Below are 18,917 nucleotides of genomic sequence, written 5' to 3'. Positions count from 1 at the left end.
CACGAGAGCGGAACGACCAGGTCGGAATAAGACCGGTCGTTCACAGCGTCCTCGCTGTTGTTGCCTACCCGACCCGAAGATCGTGCAGGACTTTTTCAAAGGAACCACCAACCTGCGATGCAGGCCGGGGTATCAACATATCTGGCGTTGACTTTTGGCACGCTGTTGAGTTCTCAAGGAACGGACGCTTCCTTCGGTCCCGTTTCACCGGGGCCCTCCGGGCGCTTCCCTTCGTTCTTGCGTTTCCGACTCTATCAGACTCTTTCGTGTCCGATTCCCGGTCGAAGCGGGTTACTGCTTGTTTCGCTTTCCAGTTCTTCGCTTTCGCGTTTCCCTTTCGGCGTGGTCACTACGTTAACTGATTTCCGCTGCGACTCATAATCGAGCCGATGGGCGAAATTCCGGCATGCCGAAATTGCACCCGCCAGGGGTGAATCGTAGGTAGTGGTTGGCCCTCTCACGATGCCTCGACCCGGTCCGATGGACCGCGCCGACAACTGCATCCGTTCAAGCGGCTCGGACTACATTAGGGAAGCGGCTGGGACGAGTCAAGTTGGGCGGCGGCGCGGCACATGGGCCCGGTACGGGCTGACCGTGGGGTCCCCGTCGATCCAGAAGCGCCACGGCTGGTGGGCGCCGTCACCGCCCACTCCGGTACGGGGACCGCTCCGCACCTGGTCGCGGGAGGGCGGTGCCCCCTGGAGGACGGAGAGCGGACCCGGCGGACAGCCCACGGCGTCGACTCCGTTCAGCGCGCGGTCCACATCGAGGGCGGTGGCCAGACGTGCCGGCCCTTTGGCCAGTTCTCTGTCGTGCCGGGCCGAGAACCGACGTTTGCGGGCCATCTCCGCACCGACGCCGATCTCCCCCGCCCGCAGCAGCACACCGCTCGCGCGCCCCTCGGGACCGCACACCAGATTGAGGCAGTGCCACATCCCGTACGTGAAGTAGACGTACGAGTGGCCGGGCGGTCCGAACATCACGCTGTTGCGGGCCGTGCGGCCGCGAAAGGCGTGGGAGCCCGGATCGACCTCTCCCGCGTACGCCTCGACCTCGGTCAGCCGTAGCTCGATGGGGCCCTGGTCGGTGTTCCTGACCAGGATGCGGCCCAGCAGATCGGGGGCCACCTCCTGGACGGGGCGGTCGAAGAAGTCCCGCGTCAGCGGCGTGCGGTCCATGCCCTCGTTCATGGCGTCCGAGGGTACTGGGCTCGGCGCTTCGGGAACCGGCTACCGTCGTGGCGCGTATGTAGGGGTCAGGACCAAGGAGGAAAACATGGGCTTCAAGCGGCTGCTCGCGAGCATGGGTGCCGGCGGTGCTTCGGTCGAGACCGAACTGACCGAACTCAACGTCGTCCCCGGTGGCGTCGTCCAGGGCGAGGTCCGCATCCAGGGCGGATCCGTGGACCAGCAGATCGAGGGCCTCTCGGTCGGAATGCAGGCGCGGGTCGAGGTCGAGGGCGGAGACCAGGAGACCAAGCAGGACATCGAGTTCACCAAGCAGCGCCTCGGCGGTGCCTTCGAGGTGAAGGCCGGCGCGGTGCACGTCGTGCCCTTCGGGCTCGAGGTCCCCTGGGAGACGCCGATCACCATGTTCGGCGGCCAGCATCTGCGCGGCATGAACATCGGGGTGACGACGGAGCTGGAGATCGCCCGTGCGGTGGACTCCGGCGACCTCGACCCCGTCAACGTGCACCCGCTGCCCGCGCAGCAGGCCATCCTGGACGCCTTCGGGCAGCTGGGCTTCGGCTTCCGCTCCGCCGACATGGAGCGTGGCCACATCCGCGGGACGCGCCAGCGGCTGCCCTTCTACCAGGAGATCGAGTTCTTCCCGCCGCAGCAGTACCGTGGCCTGCACCAGGTGGAGCTGACGTTCATCGCCGACGACCGCGAGATGGACGTCGTGCTCGAGATGGACAAGAAGCCGGGCCTCTTCAGCGAGGGCAGCGACTCGTACCGCGCGTTCAAGGTGGGGCTGAACGACTTCCAGGGCACCGACTGGGCCGCTTACCTCAACCAGTGGCTCGCGCAGGTCGGCGGCCAGCGCAACTGGCTCTGACACCCCCTAAGGTCGAGGGGAAGGACACCCCACAGCCGATCAGGAGAGGTGCTGACGTGACCGAGCCGAAGAGGGCGCCGCTGCCGCACGACTTCCACCCCGAGGTCCCTTCGTTCACCGTGGTGAGCGAGGATCTGGCGCCGGGCGCCGTGCTGGCGGACGCCCAGGTGTACGCGGCGGGCAACACCTCGCCGCAGTTGCGGTGGGAGGGCTTCCCCGCGGAGACGAAGAGCTTCGCCGTGACGTGCTTCGACCCGGACGCCCCCACGGGCAGCGGGTTCTGGCACTGGGTGCTCTTCGACATCCCGGCGTCGGTCACGGAGCTCCCGGCCGGTGCGGGGAGCGGGGCGTTCGAAGGACTGCCCCCGGGGGCGGTCCAGGCCCGGAACGACTACGGGTCGAAGGAGTTCGGCGGTGCCGCTCCGCCGGCGGGTGAGAACCACCGTTACGTGTTCACCGTCTACGCGGTGGACACCGAGAAGCTCGGGCCCGACAGTGACGCCTCGCCCGCGGTGGTCGGATTCAACCTGCGGTTCCACACTCTGGGCCGCGCACAGCTCGTCGGGGAGTACACCGCTCCCACAAGCTGAAGGTTCGCCTCCTGTTTGCCCTGCCCTGGTCTTGGAGAGATCAGGGCAGGGCACTTTTTATTGCGTTGTCCATCACGGTTCGCCCGGACAGAGTTGTTCCGGGCCCGCCGACAGACGGGCGGCACACGGGAGGTGGGCAGGATGCGGGACACACTTGTACTCAATGCGAGCTTCGAGCCGCTGTCGACGGTGACGCTCAACCGCGCGGTGGTCCTGATCCTGCAGGACAAGGCCGTCGTCGAGCAGTCGCATCCCGGGCTCCGCATGCGAGGTGCCGCCGTGGACATCCCGGTGCCCCGGGTGATCAGGCTCTGCCGGTACGTACGGGTGCCGTTCCGAAGACACGCGCCGTGGTCCAGGAGGGGTGTACTCATACGGGACCAGCACCGGTGTGCGTACTGCGGCCGGCGCGCGAGCACTGTGGACCACGTGGTGCCGCGCGCCCAGGGTGGTCAGGACACCTGGCTGAACACGGTCGCCTCGTGTGCCGAGGACAACCACCGCAAGGCGGCCCGGACGCCCGAGCAGGCGGGCATGCCACTGCTCCGGCAGCCTTTCGTGCCGTCGCCTGCGGACGCGATGCTGCTGGCGCTGGGAGCCGGTGACCGGTCGGCGCTGCCGGAGTGGCTGGCGCGCTCGGCCGCGTGAACCGCGCGCCCGGACGGCTGTGGAGCCCGCCCCTTCGTGCCGGAGGGGCGGGCTCCCGTGCGTCAGCGGAGCAGCAGCTGGACGATGGCGGCGGTGCCGACGACGACGATCAGGATGCGCAGGAAGCCCGGGCTGAGCCTGCGGCCGACCTTGGCGCCTATCTGGCCGCCGATCGCTGAGCCCACGGCGATGAGCACGACGGCCGTCCAGTCGAAGTCCGCGACGAAGAGGAAGAAGAGCGCGGCGACGCTGTTGACGACGGCGGCGAGGACGTTCTTGACGGCGTTGAGGCGCTGCATCGTGTCGTCGAGCAGCATGCCCATCAGGGAGAGGTAGATGATGCCCTGCGCCGCCGTGAAGTAGCCGCCGTAGACGCTGGCGAGCATCAGGCCGACGAAGAGCAGCGGCCCGCCGTCGGCGCGGGCGGAGGTGCCGTTGTGCTCGCGCCTGCGCTGGACCGCCTTGCTGATGCGCGGTTGCAGGATGACGAGGACGAGAGCGAGGGCCACCAGGACGGGGACGATCGTCTCGAACGCCGTGGAGGGCAGCGCGAGCAGGAGGGTGGCCCCGGTGAGACCGCCGATCAGCGCGCCGACGCTCAGCTTCAGTATCCGGCGGCGCTGGCCGGTGAGTTCCTCGCGGTAACCGATCGCCCCGCTGATGGAGCCCGGGATCAGGCCGAGTGCGTTGGACACGGTCGCGGTGACCGGTGGCAGGCCGGTGGCGAGCAGCACCGGGAAGGTGATCAGCGTGCCGGAGCCGACGATGGTGTTGATCGTGCCGGCGCCGATCCCGGCCGCGAGGACGGCGAGCATTTCCCAGATGGACAAGGCCATCTCCTTCGATGGTCAGTGATGCCTCCCCGCCATGAAGGTCGAGGGGCCTCACTGATCATGCACGAAGGTGTTTCCCGGTCATTCGACCGGGGGCTGCTCCCTGCGCTCCGAACCGGTGTTGAAGCCGGGCGCACCGCTGCCGAGGTTGCCGAAGGCTCCGCTGAGACCCTTGAGCGCGTCACCGATCTCGCTGGGCACGATCCAGAGCTTGTTGGCATCGCCCTCGGCGATCTTGGGGAGCATCTGGAGGTACTGGTACGAGAGGAGCTTCTGGTCCGGGTCCCCCGCGTGGATGGACTCGAAGACCGTACGGATGGCCTGCGCCTCACCTTCGGCGCGGAGCGCGGATGCCTTGGCCTCACCCTCGGCGCGCAGGATCGCGGACTGCTTCTCGCCTTCGGCGGTGAGGATCGCGGACTGCCTGATGCCCTCGGCGGTGAGGATGGCGGCCCGCTTGTCGCGGTCGGCACGCATCTGCTTCTCCATCGAGTCCTGGATGGAGGTGGGCGGCTCGATGGCCTTGAGCTCGACGCGGTTGACGCGGATGCCCCACTTGCCGGTGGCCTCGTCGAGGACTCCACGCAGCGCCGCGTTGATCTCCTCGCGGGAGGTCAGGGTCCGCTCGAGGTCCATGCCACCGATGATGTTGCGCAGTGTGGTGACGGTGAGCTGCTCGATCGCCTGGATGTAGCTGGCCACTTCGTACGTGGCGGCGCGGGCGTCGGTCACCTGGTAGTAGATGACGGTGTCGATGTTGACGACCAGGTTGTCCTGGGTGATCACCGGCTGCGGCGGGAAGGGGACGACCTGTTCGCGGAGGTCGATCCGGTTGCGGATCGAGTCGATGAACGGGACGACGATGTTCAGCCCGGCGTTGAGGGTGCGGGTGTAGCGGCCGAAGCGCTCCACGATGGCGGCACTGGCCTGCGGGATGACCTGGATCGTCTTGATCAGGGCGATGAAGACGAGCACCACCAGAATGATCAGGACGATGATGATCGGTTGCATCGTGTGCCTCGTGCCCTTCGGTTGCCGACGGATCGCGGTGATCGAGGTCGAACTGTCATGGTGTTCACGACAGTTGCATTGCCATGATGATCGACTTCGAGTTTGGCAGACTGCGGGCTGCCGTGTGACCGGTTCGCTCACATGACGACGGCCGTTGCACCGTCGATGTCCACGACGTCGACCTGAAAGCCGGGTTCGAAGCTCTGGTCGGCGTCGAGTGCGCGGGCGGACCAGACTTCACCGGCGAGCTTGATGCGCCCGCCGTTGGCGTCCACCCGTTCCAGCACCACGGCTTGACGGCCTTTCAGGGCGTCGATGCCGGTGGCTTCCCCGGGCCGGCCCGCACGGTGTCTGGCCGCGATGGGGCGTACGACGGCGATCAGGGCCACCGAGACCACGACGAAGACCAGGACCTGGGCCACGATGCCGCCGCCGAGGGCCGCGACGACGGCAGCGGCCACCGCCCCGACGGCGAACATCCCGAATTCGGGCATCGCGGTCAGGACGAGGGGGATGCCCAGTCCCACCGCTCCGATCAGCCACCACACCCACGCGTCGATGTCCACAGGGTCATCGTAGGACCGCGGGTGCGCTCCCCGACAGGGCGCAGGAGAGGTTGGCCGTGGTGCGACTACCGGCCGAGGGGCAGCCCGTGGGCGGTGTAGCGGTCGCCGTGGTGCTCGACGATGAGCGGCAGGCCGAAGCAGAGGGAGAGATTCCGGGAGCTGAGCTCGGTCTCCATGGGGCCGGCGGCCAGCACCTTGCCCTGACGGATCATCAGGACATGGGTGAAGCCGGGGGCGATCTCCTCGACGTGGTGGGTGACCATGATCATGGAGGGGGCGTACGGGTCCCGGGCCAGCCGGCCGAGGCGGCGTACCAGGTCCTCGCGCCCGCCGAGGTCGAGCCCCGCGGCGGGCTCGTCGAGGAGGAGCAGCTCGGGGTCGGTCATCATGGCGCGGGCGATGAGGGTGCGCTTGCGCTCGCCCTCGGAGAGCGTGCCGAACTTGCGGTCGAGGTACTCGGTCATGCCGAGGCGGTCGAGGAAGGCGCGGGCGCGCTCCTCGTCGACGGCTTCATAGTCCTCGTGCCAGGTGGCGGTCATGCCGTACGCGGCTGTCAGCACCGTCTGCAGCACGGTCTGGCGCCTGGGGAGCTTTTCGGCCATCGCCACACCGGCCATCCCGATGCGGGGCCGGAGCTCGAAGACGTCGGTCCCGACCCCGCCGAGCCGCTCACCGAGGATCTTGGCCGTACCGGCGCTGGGGAAGAGGTAGCTGGAGGCGAGGTTGAGGAGGGTGGTCTTGCCGGCGCCGTTCGGGCCCAGGATGACCCAGCGCTCCCCCTCCTTGACCGACCAGGAGACGTCGTCCACCAGAGCGCGTCCGTCGCGGACCACGGATACGTCCACCAGCTCCAGTACATCGCTCATGGCGCGTTGTCTCCCCATACAGTGTCGAGATCGTCGCGTGCCTGTGGGCACAGCTCCCAGGGAAAACCTACGCCACCCGGAGAGTGCTCAGGCCTTGGGGCCGTTCCCTAGGCTGTCCCCATGCTTTCGGAACCACGCTCAGGGCGGCTCGCCGCATGGGGAAACGCGCTTTTGGCCGGACTTGTGTCACCCGACGACGCGGCGCTCGCGATCGTCGGCGAGGACGCGGTCCATCGTGTGGAGGGGCTGCCGGACGAGTCCGGTCCGGTCGGTCTCACCCTGGCGCTCGGCCGGCTGAGGGGGCTGGGCGCGACCGGTTTCCGGGTCGCGCTGCCGGTGCCCGGCCACCCGCTGGGGCTCAGCGGTCCGCCCGACTTCAACGCGCGGGCGCTCGACGCGCAGGAGGCCGTCGTCACCTCCGGCGCGCCGTACGGCCTCGTGCCCGAGGTGAGCGAGGTGGGGCCCGCCGGGGATCTTCATGTCGAGGTGGTGTGGCAGTGCCTGCCCGTACGGGAGGCGCCGCCTGCCGATGTGCCGTCGCTGGGCGAGGCGGAGCGGGAGCTCGCCGAGGCCCTGCGGGACGCGACAGCGGTGCTGTCGCGTCTGGACGTCGCCGGCTCCGGCCCGGTCGCGGAGGCCGCTGTGGACGCGTACCGGGCGCGGGCGGAGCGGGGGCGCGAGGTCCTGGCGCCGGGTTATCCGCCGCGGGCGGTCCGCGTGCTGGAGCTGGCGCAGCGGGTGGGGCTGCTGGTGTCGGTGGCCCATGAGAACGGGCACGGCGGCGCGGTGAGCGCTTCGGAGATCGCGGCCCGGGGCGAGGCGCTGCGGCCGGTGGAGCGGGTGGCCCGGCGGGCGCAGGTCGCGGCGTACAACGCGTATGTGGAGGAGCGGGGGCGGTAGGCGCCGCGTCCCCGGCCTCGCACCTCGGACCGGTAGGCGCGTGTCGCGGGCGCCGGCCGAAGCGCCTCGGACCGGACGGCACGGCACCGGCCGCCGGGGGCTCGGTCGAGCCCGCCCGGCGGCCGGTGGGGGTGAGGCGGCGGTCAGCCGTTCGGGCCGAGGTTGCCGAAGGCCGGGTTCGGGATCCTCCTCGGCCCCGGACAGCGACCGGCACCACCGAAGCCACCAGCCCCCACGGCGACCCGCACCTCTGTCACCCCGCGGCTCCGTGCCGGACCGCCCACAGCGCCGCCTGGGTCCTGTCCGCCAGGTCGAGCTTCATCAGAATGTTCGACACATGGGTCTTCACGGTCTTCTCCGACAGGACGAGCGCTCGCGCGATCTCCCGGTTGGAGCGCCCGTCGGCGATCAGACCGAGCACCTCACGCTCCCGCTCGGTCAGCGTGCTCCCCCTGCCGGTGCCGCCACCCGTGTCCTCCTGGGCCAGCAGCGCGCCTGCCACCTCCGGCTGGAGCAGCACATGACCCGCGTGCACCGAGCGGATGGCACCGGCGAGGGCGTCCGGGTCCACGTCCTTGTACACGTATCCCGAGGCCCCCGCCCTCAGCGCGGGTACCACCGTGCGCTGCTCGGTGAAGCTGGTGACGATCAGGACCTTGGCGGGGTTCTCCAGCTCCCTCAGTCTGCGCAGCGCCTCGATGCCGTCCGTACCCGGCATCTTGATGTCCATCAGGACCACGTCCGGCCGCAGCTCCTCGGCCCTGGCGACACCCTCCGCCCCGTCCGCCGCCTCCCCGACGACCTCTATGTCGTCCTGGACCTCCAGGAAGGTGCGCAGTCCCCGGCGGACCACCTGGTGGTCGTCGACCAGCAGCACCTTGATGATCTTGTCAGCCACAGGGAACCTCCATCTGGACGGTCGTGCCCTCACCGGGCCCCGACTCGACGGTGAGGCGGCCTCCGACACTGCCCGCCCGGTGCCGCATCGACACGAGCCCCAGATGCCGGCCCGCGTGGCGCACCGCGTCGGTGTCGAAGCCGCGGCCGTCGTCGGTGATCCGCAGCATGACGGCGGACGTGTCGCGGGTGAGGGTGACGGCGACCCGCCCGGCGCCGGAGTGACGCAGGGCGTTGTGCAGGGCCTCCTGCGCGACCCGGAGCATCGCCTCCTCCTGGCCGGCGGGCAGGGCGCGCACCCCGGCGCTCTCGAAGGTGACCCGTGCGGTGTGGGCGCGGTCCAGGACCTGGACCTGTGTACGGAGCGTCGCGACGAGGCCGTCCTCGTCCAGGGCCGCGGGGCGCAGTTCGACGACGGCGGCCCGCAGCTCGTCCACGGCCTCACCCGCCAGGGCGGCGACCTGGTGGAGCTCGCCCTTGGCGCGGACCGGGTCGCGGTCGACCAGAGCGGCGGCGGCCTGCGCGGTGAGCCGGAGCGAGAAGAGCTTCTGGCTGACGGCGTCGTGCAGCTCGTGGGCGAGCCGTGAGCGCTCCTCCGCGATCGTGAGTTCGCGGCTGCGCTCGTAGAGACGTGCGTTGTTGAGGGCGATGGCGGCGTGCTGCGCGAGGATCCCGAGGAGTTCCTCGTCCTCCTCGGTGAAGCCGCAGCCGCCCGCCGGGCGGGCGCAGCGCTTGTTGGCGAGGAAGAGCGCGCCGATGGTCTCGTCGCCGTCCTGGATGGGCAGTCCGAGGAAGTCGGACATGTCGGGGTGTGCGTCGGGCCAGCCCTCGAAGCGGGGGTCCTGGGTCACGTCGGCGAGCCGCTGGGGCTTCGGCTCGTGGAGCATCGCCGCGAGGATGCCGTGCTGCCGGGGCAGCGGCCCGATGGCCTTCCACTGCTCGTCGCTCACACCGTCGACGACGAACTGGGCGAAGCCGCCGTGGTCGTCCGGCACCCCGAGCGCCGCGTACTCGGCGTCCAGCAGTTCACGCGCGGACGCGACGATGGTCTTGAGGACGTCCCGCACCTCGAGGTGCCGGCTCATGGCGAGCAGCGCGGCGCTGACCGCGGCGAGGCCCGACGGTGGGCGGTGACTCATGTGCTCACCGTACCGGCGGGCCCGGCGCCGCCGTATCGGCCTGTGGACGGGCCCGGGACGGGACCCTGGGCCTAGGGCCTCACGGCCGCAGGCCGGGCCCCGCCGCGGGTGCCGGCAGCCCGGCCCCGCTCTCCGGCAGACGCCCGGCGGCGCCCGGACTCCCGCCTTCGGCATGCCCGAGATGCCCCTTACGCTCCGCATCACACAAGCAACTATTCGTGAGCGTGAAGGGCTCTCCATGTGAGCCCAGGCATAGGACCCACGTCACTTACGAAGACGGATAGTTGACGCAAAGCGGGCAATTTTTCGGGGTTCAAACCGGACAAGCGGGAACGAACGAGACCCCTTTCCACTACTCAGCTTCGTACGTCACACCTTTGCCAGGCCATTTTGCTGGCGCTAAGAATTGCATCTGTCCCCGACGGAGATGCGCCCCGGCGCTTCCGTCCGCGTCCTCGCCGAGGACCCCTGCTATTCGAAGAGGTACGACTGTATGTCCGTGTCCCGCATCTCCAGCCGTAGCCGTCGTCTGAACAAGGCGCAGAAGCTCTCCGTCGCGGGGGTCTCGACCCTGGCCGCCGCCGCTCTCGCCTTCTCGCTCGTCCCGCAGGACGCGTCGGCCACGACCGAGCCGCAGGCCGCTTCGGCCGCCGCGCCGGTCGCGTACACCGGCTCGCAGACGCAGACCCTCAAGGCCACCGGCCTGGGGCAGAACACGACCGACCAGCTCGTGAAGACCGTCGACGCGGCCAAGGCCGAGGAGACGGCCGCGAAGAAGAAGGCGGCCGACAAGGCAGAGGCGAAGGCCAAGGCCGTCGCCGAGGCCAAGAGCAAGGCCGCCGCGAAGAAGAAGGCCGAGGCGAAGGCCAAGGCCGCCGCGAAGAAGCGCTCCGCCGAGAAGGCCAGCCGCGCCGCCGACCGCAAGCCGGTCTACGCGAACAACCTCGACGGCTGGATCCGTGAGGCGCTCGCCATCATGGACAAGAAGGACATCCCCGGCACGTACGAGGGCCTGCACCGCAACATCATGCGTGAGTCCAGCGGTAACCCGCGCGCCATCAACAACTGGGACATCAACGCGATCAACGGCGTCCCGTCGAAGGGCCTGCTGCAGGTCATCAAGCCGACCTTCGACTTCTACCACGTCAAGGGCACCAAGCACGACCAGTACGACCCGGTCGCCAACATCACCGCTGCCGCCAACTACGCCGCGGACAAGTACGGCTCGATCGACAACGTCGACAGCGCGTACTGAGTCACGCACCGAGCAGGGCCTGGCAGAGCTGACCCGCCGGCACGCAGCGTCGCGTGACCGGCAGGCACATGCCGAAGGGCGGCACCCCGTGGGGTGCCGCCCTCGGGCGTTTCCGGGACCGGCCGGTGCGGCCCGGCGGCGCTACTTGCGCATCACTTCGGGCTCGTGGCGGCGCAGCATCCGCGAGACGGCGAAGAAGAGAACCCCGCTCATGACGAGCATGACCGCGATGTCGATCCCCCACTGCCCGGCCGCGTGCTCCCAGAGCGGGTCCAGGTCCGTCGGGTTCTCCGGGTCCCACGGCGGCATGAGGTGGGCGAGGTCCAGCGTGGTGCCCGCGGCGGCCACCGCCCAGCGCGACGGCATCAGCCAGGCGAACTGCTCCAGGCCCGGCGACCCGTAGACCTGGAAGAGCACGCCGGTGAAGACGACCTGGACGATGGCGAACATGACCAGCAGCGGCATGGTCTTCTCGGCGGTCTTCACGAGCGCGGAGATCAGCAGGCCCACCATCATCGAGGTGAAGCCGAGCACGATGATCGACACGCAGATCTCCACGGCGGGAGGCATGAACAGGCCCTCCTCCGGCAGCTTGCGGGTGGAGAAGCCGATGCCGCAGATGATCACGCCCTGGAAGGCCGTGATCACGCCGAGGACGATCACCTTGGACAGCAGGTAGGCGGAACGGGAGAGCCCGGTGGCCCGTTCCCGCTCGTAGATCACCCGTTCCTTGATCAGTTCTCGTACGGAGTTGGCCGCGGCGGCGAAGCACATGCCGACCGCGAGGATCAGCATGATGGTCCCGGCCTTGCCGTTGAACCGCGAGGGCGGCTCGGGCTCCGCGAGGCCGAACTCGGCGGGGATGACGACGCTGACGACTCCGAGCACCGCCGGCAGGAGCACCATCAGGAGCAGGAAGCCCTTGTCGGAGGCGATCACCGAGACGTAGCGGCGCATCAGCGTCCACAGCTGGGCCGCCCATCCCGAAGGCTTCGGCGGGCGCATCTGCTGCGGCGGGGGCATGTGTACGGACTGCGCGGCGACGGCGTCGATGTCCGCGGCGTACATCTGGTAGTGCTGCGAGCCACGCCAGCGTCCCGCCCAGTCGTAGTCGCGGTAGTTCTCGAACGCGGAGAAGACGTCGGCCCAGCTGGTGTAGCCGAAGAAGTTCAGCGCCTCCTCGGGCGGGCCGAAGTAGGCGACGGAGCCGCCGGGCGCCATCACCAGGAGCTTGTCGCAGATGGCGAGCTCGGCCACGGAGTGCGTGACCACGAGGACCGTACGGCCGTCGTCGGCCAGGCCGCGCAGCAGCTGCATGACGTCGCGGTCCATGCCCGGGTCGAGACCCGAGGTCGGCTCGTCCAGGAAGATCAGCGACGGCTTGGTGAGCAGCTCCAGGGCGACCGAGACGCGCTTGCGCTGGCCGCCGGAGAGCGAGGTGATCTTCTTGTCCTTGTGGATGTCGAGCTTGAGCTCGGCGAGGACCTCGTGGATCCGGGCGGTGCGTTCGGCCTCGGTCGTGTCCGCGGGGAAACGCAGCTTGGCCGCGTACCGCAGTGCCCTGGTGACCGTGAGTTCCTTGTGCAGGATGTCGTCCTGCGGCACCAGGCCGATGCGCTGCCGCAGCTCGGCGAACTGCTTGTACAGGTTCCGGTTGTCGTAGAGGACGTCGCCCTGGTTGGCGGGCCGGTAGCCGGTCAGCGCCTTGAGCAGGGTGGACTTGCCGGAGCCCGACGGGCCGATGACGGCGATCAGCGACTTCTCGGGGACGCCGAAGGAGACGTCCTTGAGGATGTCCTTGCCGCCGTCGACGGTGACCGTGAGGTGGCGGGCCGAGAAGGAGACCTCACCGGTGTCGACGAATTCTTCCAGCCGGTCCCCGACCAGCCGGAAGGTCGAGTGGCCGACACCGACGATGTCGTTCGGGCCGATGAGCGCCGAACCGGACTTGCTGAGCGGCTGGCCGTTGACGTACGTGCCGTTGTGGGACCCGAGGTCACGGATCTCGAAGCGGCCGTCGGGAGTCGCCCTGAATTCCGCGTGCAGGCGTGACACCTGCAGGTCGGAGACGACCAGCTCGTTCTCCAGCGCACGGCCGATCCGCATGACGCGGCCGAGGTCCAGCTGGTGGAAGGTGGTCGGGCTGCGGTCCCCGTAGACCGGCGGCGCACCCGCCCCGCCCCCGAGGGCACCCGCCCCGCCCCCGTGGCCCTGCTGGTGCGGGACCGGAGCCTGCTGCCAGCCCTGCTGCTGCGCGGGCCCGCCGGGCCATCCGCCCGCACCCTGCTGCTGGGGCGGCTGCACGGGAGCCTGATGCGGCTGACGCACCGCGGCTTGGTGGGGCTGCTGCTGCACCGGAGCCTGGTGGGGCTGCTGTACGGGGGCCTGCTGGGCTCCCACCGCGTGCCCGCCCTGGACTCCGGCACCCGCGGCGGCCGTGAGGCTCAGCCGGGGTCCGTCGGTGGCGTTGCCCAGGTGCACGGCCGTCCCGGGGCCGATCTCCTGCTGCTGGATCCGCCGGCCCTGCACATACGTGCCGTTGGTGCTGCCGTGGTCCTCGATGGACCAGCCGCGCCCGTTCCAGCTGATCGTGGCATGCCGCCACGACACTCTGGCGTCGTCGATCACCAGGTCGCCCTGCGGATCACGTCCGAGGGTGTACGACCTGGACGGATCGAGCGTCCAGGTCCTTCCATTCAATTCCAGTACGAGTTCCGGCACTCCGCGCCCCACTAGTTGTCCCCCGTGTCGCTCCCGCCGCGGGGAGCCTAGGGATGCTGAACATCGTGGGGAACTATTCCAGGAGCGGTCCCCCGACGGAAAGCCGGGCGGCGTGAAGAGGGCGCGGAGGCTCCGCATCCCGCCCGCGGACTCGGGAGAAAGCGGTAGGGAGCACCGCATCCGAGGCACCCCTTCGCCGGGCCGCCGCCCCCTCCCGGGCAGTGTCCCGGGCTGTCCGCCACTCGGGACGGCTTCGGAGCTCCCCCGGCCGCCCTATACGGTGGGACCACCATGAGCGCATCTCAGCCACCTCGGTCTCCCCGGTCTCCTGAGCTCCCCGAGCCCCCTCGGTACGCGGACGCACCCACCCTTCTCGTCAAGATCTTCGGGAAGGACCGTCCGGGCATCACCGCCGGACTCTTCGACACCCTGGCCGCCTACGCCGTCGATGTTGTGGACATCGAGCAGGTGGTCACCCGTGGCCGCATCGTGCTGTGCGCCCTGGTGACCTCCCCCGCCCCGGACGGCACGACCGAGGGCGACCTCCGGGCCACCGTGCACAGCTGGGCGGAGTCCCTGAAGCTCCAGGCGGAGATCATCTCGGGCACGGGTGACAACCGGCCCCGCGGCTACGGCCGTTCCCATGTGACCGTGCTGGGACACCCGCTGACCGCGGAGTCCACGGCGGCCATAGCGGCCAGGATCACCTCGACGGGCGGCAACATCGACCGCATCTTCCGTCTGGCGAAATATCCCGTCACCGCTGTCGAATTCGCGGTGTCGGGTACGGGGACCGAGGAGCTGCGCACCGCCCTGGCGACGGAGGCCGCCGGCATCGGCGTCGACATCGCGGTCGTGTCGGCCGGACTGAGCCGCCGCGCGCAGCGCCTGGTCGTGATGGACGTGGACTCGACGCTCATCCAGGACGAGGTCATCGAGCTCTTCGCCGCCCATGCGGGCTGCGAGGCCGAGGTCGCCTCGGTGACGGAGCAGGCCATGCGGGGCGAGCTCGACTTCGAGCAGTCGCTGCACGCACGCGTGGCGTTGCTGGCGGGGCTCGATGTGTCCGTGGTGGACAAGGTGCGGACCGAGGTCCGGCTGACCCCCGGCGCCCGCACCCTGATCCGCACGCTGAAGCGGCTCGGCTACCAGGTAGGCGTGGTCTCGGGTGGCTTCACGCAGGTCACGGACGACCTCAAGGAGCGGCTCGGGCTCGACTTCGCCTCCGCCAACACGCTGGAGGTCGTCGACGGCAAGCTCACCGGACGGGTGGTGGGCGACATCGTGGACCGGGCGGGCAAGGCCCGGCTGCTGCGCAGCTTCGCGGAGCAGGCGGGGGTACCGCTGGCGCAGACGGTCGCGATCGGCGACGGCGCGAATGATCTGGACATGCTGAACACCGCCGGCCTCGGTGTCGCGTTCAACGCCAAGCCGGTCGTCCGCCAGGCCGCCCACACCGCGGTGAACGTCCCGTTCCTGGACACCGTGCTGTATCTGCTCGGGATCACCCGCGAGGAGGTCGAGGCCGCCGACGGCCTCGTGGACTGACGCACCCGGTACCGGCGCACTTCCAGGACCGGGAGACCGGTACCGGCGCAAAAGACCGAGCGTGAAGGGGGCCGGCACAGTGACTGTGCCGGCCCCCCTTTCCGTGTCCGCGGTCAGTCGTTCGGCGTCCAGTACTCGACGAGCTTGCCCACGCCGTGTTCCAGCGTCTTCCAGGGGCCGGTGAACTCGACGACCGCATAGGCCGCGGTCGGGAACCCGTCCCTGGTCATGCGGGAGAGGGCGTCACCCTCGGCCGATCCGCTGAGCGCGTCCGCCGCGCCGTGCATACCGGGGTTGTGGCCGATGACCAGCAGATTGCGCACGTCGTCGGGGGTCTCGTCGAACAGGGCGATCAGCTCGCCGAGGGAGGCCTCGTACAACCTCTCCTCGTACACGGTCCTGGGGCGCTGCGCGAACTCGTGGACCGCGAGCTTCCAGGTCTCGCGGGTCCTGGTGGCGGTCGAGCACAGCGCCAGATCGAAGGCGGTTCCTGAATCGGCCAGCTTGCGGCCGGCGACGGGGGCGTCCTTCCTGCCCCGTTCGGCCAGTGGCCGCTCATGGTCGGACTCCTGCGACCATTCCGCCTTTGCGTGCCTGAGAAGGACGATCCTGCGAGGTGTATCGGCGCTCATACACCTCAGCTTCGCACGAATTGCGCTTCCGGGCGCAGGGTGTTGGCGTGCTCGCCCGTCACGGGTGAAACGACGGCACCGGCAGGCCTCGGGGCGCCGGTCAGGCGGGCAGCAGCGCCATGAGGCGGCCCAGCAGCCGGCCGATCGCGGGGTCGCCGGCCGCCGCGTGGGCCTGGCCCGGTTCCACGATCAGCAGGAGCAGTCCGGCGAAGGCGAGGGCGGGCAGCGCGATCGCCCACCACGGCAGCCGGACCTCGAAGGTGCCCTCGGCCGGGCGGTGGGTCCGGGTGTGTGTACGGGCCGGCATGTCCGCCTCCGTGGTCCTCGGCTGTGTTACCCAGAACCTACGGGCCGGCCGGCGGCGGTCCCATCCGGTGACCCACCCACTCCACCCTGAACCTGGCCCCCTAGGGGATGGTGGGGGCAGCCCCACCATCGAGGACGGTCGAGGCCGGTCAGGGGGAGGCGATGGTGGCGATCACACCGATGACGACTGAGATGAGAAGCATCGTCCCGAACACGAGGAGGAGCTTCTTCTGGCCGTTCTGGGGATTCGGATCGAGCACTGGCATGCGCACAGTGTCGCATCTCAGCATTCGTCCTCGATCGTCCGGTCCCGTCCCGCGAGCACCCCGGCCACCATCTGCGGCACCAGGAGCCCCGCCATCAGGGCGATCGGAAGTCCCCAGCCGCCGCTGTGCTGGTAGAGGACCCCGACGAGCAGCGGCCCCGGGGCGGCGATCAGATAGCCCGTGGACTGGGCGAAGGCGGAGAGCCTGACCACGCCCGCGCCGGTGCGGGCCCGCATCCCGATCATGGTGAGGGCGAGCGGGAAGGCGCAGTTGGCGATGCCGAGCAGCAGCGCCCAGAGCCAGGCGCCGCCGGCCGGGGCCATGTACAGACCCGCGTAGCCGATGAGGCCGCACCCACCCAGCACCAGGGCGATCGGCCCCTGGTTCTTCAGCCGGGCGGCGACGCGCGGGATGACGAAGGCGAGCGGTACGCCCATGGCCATGGTCACGGCGAGCAGGACGCCCGCGGTGCCCGCCGAGACGCCGGCGTCGCGGAAGATCTGCGGCATCCACTGCATGGTGATGTAGGCCGCCGTGGCCTGGAGGCCGAAGAAGCAGGCCAGCGCCCACGAGGTACGGCTACGGGTGATCCTCGGCGCGGGAGCGTGCTGCGGGGCCTGTTCCGCCGGCTGCCCGGAGCCGGGGCCGCGGCCGCGGTCCCGTACGAGCGGGAGCCACGGCAGGACGGCGACCGCGGCAAGGGCGGCCCACACCACCAGCCCGGTCCGCCAGTTACCGCCCAGCGCGTCGGTCAGAGGCACGGTGAGGGCGGCGGCGAGGGCGGTGCCGAGGGCCAGGGCCATCGAGTAGAGACCGGTCATGGTGCCGACCCGGTCGGGGAACCAGCGCTTGACGATGACGGGCATCAGGACGTTGCTGACCGCGATCCCCATCAGCGCGAGGGCGCTGGCGGCGAGGAACCCGGCGGTGCCGCCCACGAAGGGGCGCAGCAGCAGGCCCACGGCGATGGCGACCATGCCCGCGCAGACGACGGCGCCGGCTCCGAAGCGGCGGGCCAGCCGTGGGGCCGTGAAGCCGAAGAGCGCGAAGCAGAGCGGTGGTACGGAGGTGAGGACACCGGCCACGCTGCCGCTCATGTGCAGCCCGTCCCGGACCTCTTCGAGGAGGGGGCCGAGGCTGGTGATCGCGGGCCGGAGGTTGAGCGCGGCGAGAACGAGGCCGAGGATGACGGTCCGCAGCACCCAGGGCGACGGCGCGGGGGCGGACCGCGCGCGTGCGGGGGTGGCGGCGGGGCTCAGGGTCGGGGACTCGTCGGAACGCATGGGACCCATCATAGAATCATGGGATGATTGACTGTCCACCTCGCGTCGGCCCCTGAGACAATCGGGGGAGACGATCCGACGGGCCCGCACCTCCCGGACGCCCCCTTCCGGAACACGAGCAAGGAGCAGCATGGCGCTGACGTCCCCGCGGCGTTCGGCTCTCGCCGATCAGGTGATTGCCCAGCTGAGGAACCAGATCACCGCCGGCGAGTGGCCTGTTGGCTCGCGGATCCCCACCGAACCCGAGCTGGTCGAACAGCTGGGGGTCGCCCGCAACACCGTGCGCGAGGCGGTGCGCGCCCTGGCGCACAACGGGCTGCTGGACATCCGCCAGGGCTCCGGTACGTACGTGGTGGCGACCAGCGAGCTGGCCGGGGTGATGCACCGCAGGTTCGCGGACGCCGACCCCCGGCACGTGGCCGAGCTGCGCTCCACGCTGGAGTCCTCGGCGGCCCGGCTGGCGGCACTGCGGCGCACGGACCGGGACCTGCGGCAGCTGGACGCGCTGATGGCGCGCCGCGAGGAGACCTGGGCCTCCGGGGACCTGGAGGCCTTCGTGGCCGCGGACGCGACCTTGCACCTCGCCGTGGTCGCCGCGTCCCACAACGACGTGCTGACGGAGCTCTACGCCGATCTGAACGACCTGCTCCGCGACTACCTGCGCGACGACGTGGGACCGGAACTGCGGCCGGAGGAACTCATGGACCACACCCGGCTCGTCGAGGCGATCCGTGCGGGTGACGCGGAGACGGCAGCCGCCGAGGCCGCGGCCCACGCGATGGACTGCCTGCGCGAGCGGGCCCAGGCCTGAGGGGAAGCAGATCCGGGACCTCTCAGGAGGTCACCGAATGGCTGACCCAGACCGAGCCGACCTCTTTCCAGCAGCGGTCCTCCAGCTTGACCGTCCGGCCCGGCTGCACGGCGACCGCGCTGCTGTCGGCGTCGACGTCCCACCAGCGCGCGCACTCGGTGTGGAGGCGTACGACATCCGTGCTGGGATACGGGTTGTGGCAGTAGGCGGTCACCCGGGAGCCCTCGACCGACGTACGGCATTCGGAGCCCGAGGGTCCGGGTTCCGGCGCGAGGGGCGCCGACGCTCCGCTACCCGCCCGGTTGGCCGCGCTCACGGCGACCGGAGCCGCGATTCCCGCGATGACGGCCGCCGCTGCGAGCAGGGCCCAGGTTCGGCGACGTGTGGAGCGCACAGCGATCTCCTCCCCACAGCCTGACCAAAAGTCCGGTTCCCCCACATTCTGCGGTGGGGCGGCGATCTTTTCGACTTGAGCGGAGAGGGGCGGGGTGGGGCCAGGGCGTACGGACAGCGGCGCACCCCGGCGAGGCCCGGACGCGCGACAGCCGCGCACCCCTCGCGGGAGTGCGCGGCTGTCGGTGGTCCTG

20 protein-coding genes are annotated in these 18,917 nt (G+C 70.1%); 7 read left to right on the top strand and 13 right to left on the bottom strand.

The annotated features are described in order from the left end of the window. Positions 1-548 precede the first annotated feature (548 nt). On the bottom strand, positions 549-1,190 hold the full coding sequence (locus ABZY45_RS05955) for a DNA-3-methyladenine glycosylase (protein ID WP_356736505.1): 642 nt from the start codon (positions 1,188-1,190) through the stop codon (positions 549-551). An 85-nt stretch (positions 1,191-1,275) separates the two neighbouring features. Here ABZY45_RS05955 and ABZY45_RS05950 point away from each other — a divergent pair, with 85 nt between their 5' ends. The 3 genes from ABZY45_RS05950 to ABZY45_RS05940 all read left to right on the top strand — a co-directional run bounded on the left by ABZY45_RS05950 (position 1,276) and on the right by ABZY45_RS05940 (position 3,296). Then, a complete protein-coding gene (locus tag ABZY45_RS05950; RefSeq protein ID WP_356736503.1) occupies positions 1,276-2,058 on the top strand; it encodes a sporulation protein in 783 nt (260 codons plus the stop codon). Between the two features lie 56 nt (positions 2,059-2,114). Continuing rightward, a complete protein-coding gene (locus ABZY45_RS05945) occupies positions 2,115-2,648 on the top strand; it encodes a YbhB/YbcL family Raf kinase inhibitor-like protein (RefSeq protein WP_356736501.1) in 534 nt (177 codons plus the stop codon). 141 nt (positions 2,649-2,789) lie between these two features. Then, on the top strand, positions 2,790-3,296 hold the full coding sequence (locus tag ABZY45_RS05940) for an HNH endonuclease (protein ID WP_031099942.1): 507 nt from the start codon (positions 2,790-2,792) through the stop codon (positions 3,294-3,296). A gap of 62 nt (positions 3,297-3,358) precedes the next feature. On the opposite strand, the gene ABZY45_RS05935 is transcribed toward ABZY45_RS05940, so the two are convergent. From ABZY45_RS05935 to ABZY45_RS05920, 4 genes are all read right to left on the bottom strand, one after another. Further along, a complete protein-coding gene (locus ABZY45_RS05935; RefSeq protein ID WP_356736499.1) occupies positions 3,359-4,126 on the bottom strand; it encodes a sulfite exporter TauE/SafE family protein in 768 nt (255 codons plus the stop codon). Between the two features lie 84 nt (positions 4,127-4,210). Further along, complete coding sequence (locus ABZY45_RS05930; protein ID WP_356736497.1) at positions 4,211-5,140, bottom strand: SPFH domain-containing protein; 930 nt, start codon at positions 5,138-5,140, stop codon at positions 4,211-4,213. A 137-nt stretch (positions 5,141-5,277) separates the two neighbouring features. Then, the gene (locus tag ABZY45_RS05925) at positions 5,278-5,706 is read right to left on the bottom strand and encodes an NfeD family protein (protein ID WP_356736495.1); all 429 of its coding nucleotides are present in this window, start codon (positions 5,704-5,706) and stop codon (positions 5,278-5,280) included. A 65-nt stretch (positions 5,707-5,771) separates the two neighbouring features. Next, the gene (locus tag ABZY45_RS05920) at positions 5,772-6,572 is read right to left on the bottom strand and encodes an ABC transporter ATP-binding protein (RefSeq protein ID WP_356736493.1); all 801 of its coding nucleotides are present in this window, start codon (positions 6,570-6,572) and stop codon (positions 5,772-5,774) included. Between the two features lie 120 nt (positions 6,573-6,692). On the opposite strand from ABZY45_RS05920, the gene ABZY45_RS05915 reads away from it, so the two are divergent. Then, the gene (locus ABZY45_RS05915) at positions 6,693-7,472 is read left to right on the top strand and encodes a hypothetical protein (RefSeq protein WP_356736491.1); all 780 of its coding nucleotides are present in this window, start codon (positions 6,693-6,695) and stop codon (positions 7,470-7,472) included. 253 nt (positions 7,473-7,725) lie between these two features. On the opposite strand, the gene ABZY45_RS05910 is transcribed toward ABZY45_RS05915, so the two are convergent. Further along, positions 7,726-8,370 carry a response regulator transcription factor gene (locus ABZY45_RS05910; protein ID WP_356736489.1) on the bottom strand — a complete coding sequence of 215 codons (645 nt, stop codon included), beginning with the start codon at positions 8,368-8,370 and terminating at the stop codon, positions 7,726-7,728. After that, complete coding sequence (locus ABZY45_RS05905) at positions 8,363-9,508, bottom strand: GAF domain-containing sensor histidine kinase (RefSeq protein WP_356736487.1); 1,146 nt, start codon at positions 9,506-9,508, stop codon at positions 8,363-8,365. Before ABZY45_RS05905 ends, ABZY45_RS05910 begins: the two co-directional genes overlap by 8 nt. A gap of 493 nt (positions 9,509-10,001) precedes the next feature. Here ABZY45_RS05905 and ABZY45_RS05900 point away from each other — a divergent pair, with 493 nt between their 5' ends. Further along, positions 10,002-10,763, top strand: coding sequence for a transglycosylase SLT domain-containing protein (locus ABZY45_RS05900; RefSeq protein WP_356736485.1), 762 nt, complete (start codon positions 10,002-10,004; stop codon positions 10,761-10,763). A 141-nt stretch (positions 10,764-10,904) separates the two neighbouring features. Here the strand turns inward: ABZY45_RS05900 and ABZY45_RS05895 are convergent, their stop codons facing one another. Beyond that, on the bottom strand, positions 10,905-13,496 hold the full coding sequence (locus ABZY45_RS05895) for an FHA domain-containing protein (RefSeq protein WP_356736483.1): 2,592 nt from the start codon (positions 13,494-13,496) through the stop codon (positions 10,905-10,907). 279 nt (positions 13,497-13,775) lie between these two features. On the opposite strand from ABZY45_RS05895, the gene serB reads away from it, so the two are divergent. Next, entirely contained in the window at positions 13,776-15,032 is a 1,257-nt protein-coding gene (serB, locus tag ABZY45_RS05890) for a phosphoserine phosphatase SerB (protein ID WP_356736481.1), read from the top strand. A gap of 113 nt (positions 15,033-15,145) precedes the next feature. Here serB and ABZY45_RS05885 read toward each other — a convergent pair whose 3' ends face one another. The 4 genes from ABZY45_RS05885 to ABZY45_RS05870 all read right to left on the bottom strand — a co-directional run bounded on the left by ABZY45_RS05885 (position 15,146) and on the right by ABZY45_RS05870 (position 17,519). After that, a complete protein-coding gene (locus ABZY45_RS05885; RefSeq protein WP_356736479.1) occupies positions 15,146-15,664 on the bottom strand; it encodes a histidine phosphatase family protein in 519 nt (172 codons plus the stop codon). Positions 15,665-15,764: 100 nt separating this feature from the next. Next, positions 15,765-15,971, bottom strand: a complete 207-nt coding sequence (locus tag ABZY45_RS05880) for a hypothetical protein (protein ID WP_356736477.1) — start codon at positions 15,969-15,971, stop codon at positions 15,765-15,767. A gap of 148 nt (positions 15,972-16,119) precedes the next feature. Continuing rightward, on the bottom strand, positions 16,120-16,236 hold the full coding sequence (locus ABZY45_RS05875; protein WP_086010434.1) for an SGM_5486 family transporter-associated protein: 117 nt from the start codon (positions 16,234-16,236) through the stop codon (positions 16,120-16,122). 17 nt (positions 16,237-16,253) lie between these two features. After that, positions 16,254-17,519: an MFS transporter gene (locus ABZY45_RS05870; protein ID WP_356736475.1), complete on the bottom strand. Its 1,266-nt coding sequence runs from the start codon at positions 17,517-17,519 to the stop codon at positions 16,254-16,256. Between the two features lie 130 nt (positions 17,520-17,649). Between ABZY45_RS05870 and ABZY45_RS05865 the strand changes: the two genes are divergently transcribed. Next, positions 17,650-18,330 (top strand): FadR/GntR family transcriptional regulator, encoded by a 681-nt coding sequence (locus ABZY45_RS05865; protein WP_356736473.1) that lies wholly within the window; start codon positions 17,650-17,652, stop codon positions 18,328-18,330. 22 nt (positions 18,331-18,352) lie between these two features. On the opposite strand, the gene ABZY45_RS05860 is transcribed toward ABZY45_RS05865, so the two are convergent. Further along, positions 18,353-18,724 carry a hypothetical protein gene (locus tag ABZY45_RS05860; protein WP_356736471.1) on the bottom strand — a complete coding sequence of 124 codons (372 nt, stop codon included), beginning with the start codon at positions 18,722-18,724 and terminating at the stop codon, positions 18,353-18,355. Positions 18,725-18,917 lie beyond the last annotated feature (193 nt).

Source organism: Streptomyces sp. NPDC006516, from assembly GCF_040611875.1.
In the GTDB taxonomy this organism is placed as follows: Bacteria; Actinomycetota; Actinomycetes; order Streptomycetales; family Streptomycetaceae; genus Streptomyces.
This window is presented reverse-complemented; position numbering and strand designations above follow the sequence as displayed.

What these genes read in the sequence shown, in the direction of transcription:
- ABZY45_RS05950 (WP_356736503.1), top strand. Translation starts at nt 1,276, where the DNA reads ATGGGCTTCAAGCGGCTGCTCGCGAGCATGGGTGCCGGCGGTGCTTCG.
- ABZY45_RS05920 (WP_356736493.1), bottom strand. Translation starts at nt 6,572, where the DNA reads ATGAGCGATGTACTGGAGCTGGTGGACGTATCCGTGGTCCGCGACGGA.
- ABZY45_RS05870 (WP_356736475.1), bottom strand. Translation starts at nt 17,519, where the DNA reads ATGCGTTCCGACGAGTCCCCGACCCTGAGCCCCGCCGCCACCCCCGCA.
- ABZY45_RS05955 (WP_356736505.1), bottom strand. Translation starts at nt 1,190, where the DNA reads ATGAACGAGGGCATGGACCGCACGCCGCTGACGCGGGACTTCTTCGAC.
- ABZY45_RS05930 (WP_356736497.1), bottom strand. Translation starts at nt 5,140, where the DNA reads ATGCAACCGATCATCATCGTCCTGATCATTCTGGTGGTGCTCGTCTTC.
- ABZY45_RS05915 (WP_356736491.1), top strand. Translation starts at nt 6,693, where the DNA reads ATGCTTTCGGAACCACGCTCAGGGCGGCTCGCCGCATGGGGAAACGCG.
- ABZY45_RS05865 (WP_356736473.1), top strand. Translation starts at nt 17,650, where the DNA reads ATGGCGCTGACGTCCCCGCGGCGTTCGGCTCTCGCCGATCAGGTGATT.
- ABZY45_RS05900 (WP_356736485.1), top strand. Translation starts at nt 10,002, where the DNA reads ATGTCCGTGTCCCGCATCTCCAGCCGTAGCCGTCGTCTGAACAAGGCG.
- serB (WP_356736481.1), top strand. Translation starts at nt 13,776, where the DNA reads ATGAGCGCATCTCAGCCACCTCGGTCTCCCCGGTCTCCTGAGCTCCCC.
- ABZY45_RS05880 (WP_356736477.1), bottom strand. Translation starts at nt 15,971, where the DNA reads ATGCCGGCCCGTACACACACCCGGACCCACCGCCCGGCCGAGGGCACC.
- ABZY45_RS05875 (WP_086010434.1), bottom strand. Translation starts at nt 16,236, where the DNA reads ATGCCAGTGCTCGATCCGAATCCCCAGAACGGCCAGAAGAAGCTCCTC.
- ABZY45_RS05885 (WP_356736479.1), bottom strand. Translation starts at nt 15,664, where the DNA reads ATGAGCGCCGATACACCTCGCAGGATCGTCCTTCTCAGGCACGCAAAG.
- ABZY45_RS05905 (WP_356736487.1), bottom strand. Translation starts at nt 9,508, where the DNA reads ATGAGTCACCGCCCACCGTCGGGCCTCGCCGCGGTCAGCGCCGCGCTG.
- ABZY45_RS05940 (WP_031099942.1), top strand. Translation starts at nt 2,790, where the DNA reads ATGCGGGACACACTTGTACTCAATGCGAGCTTCGAGCCGCTGTCGACG.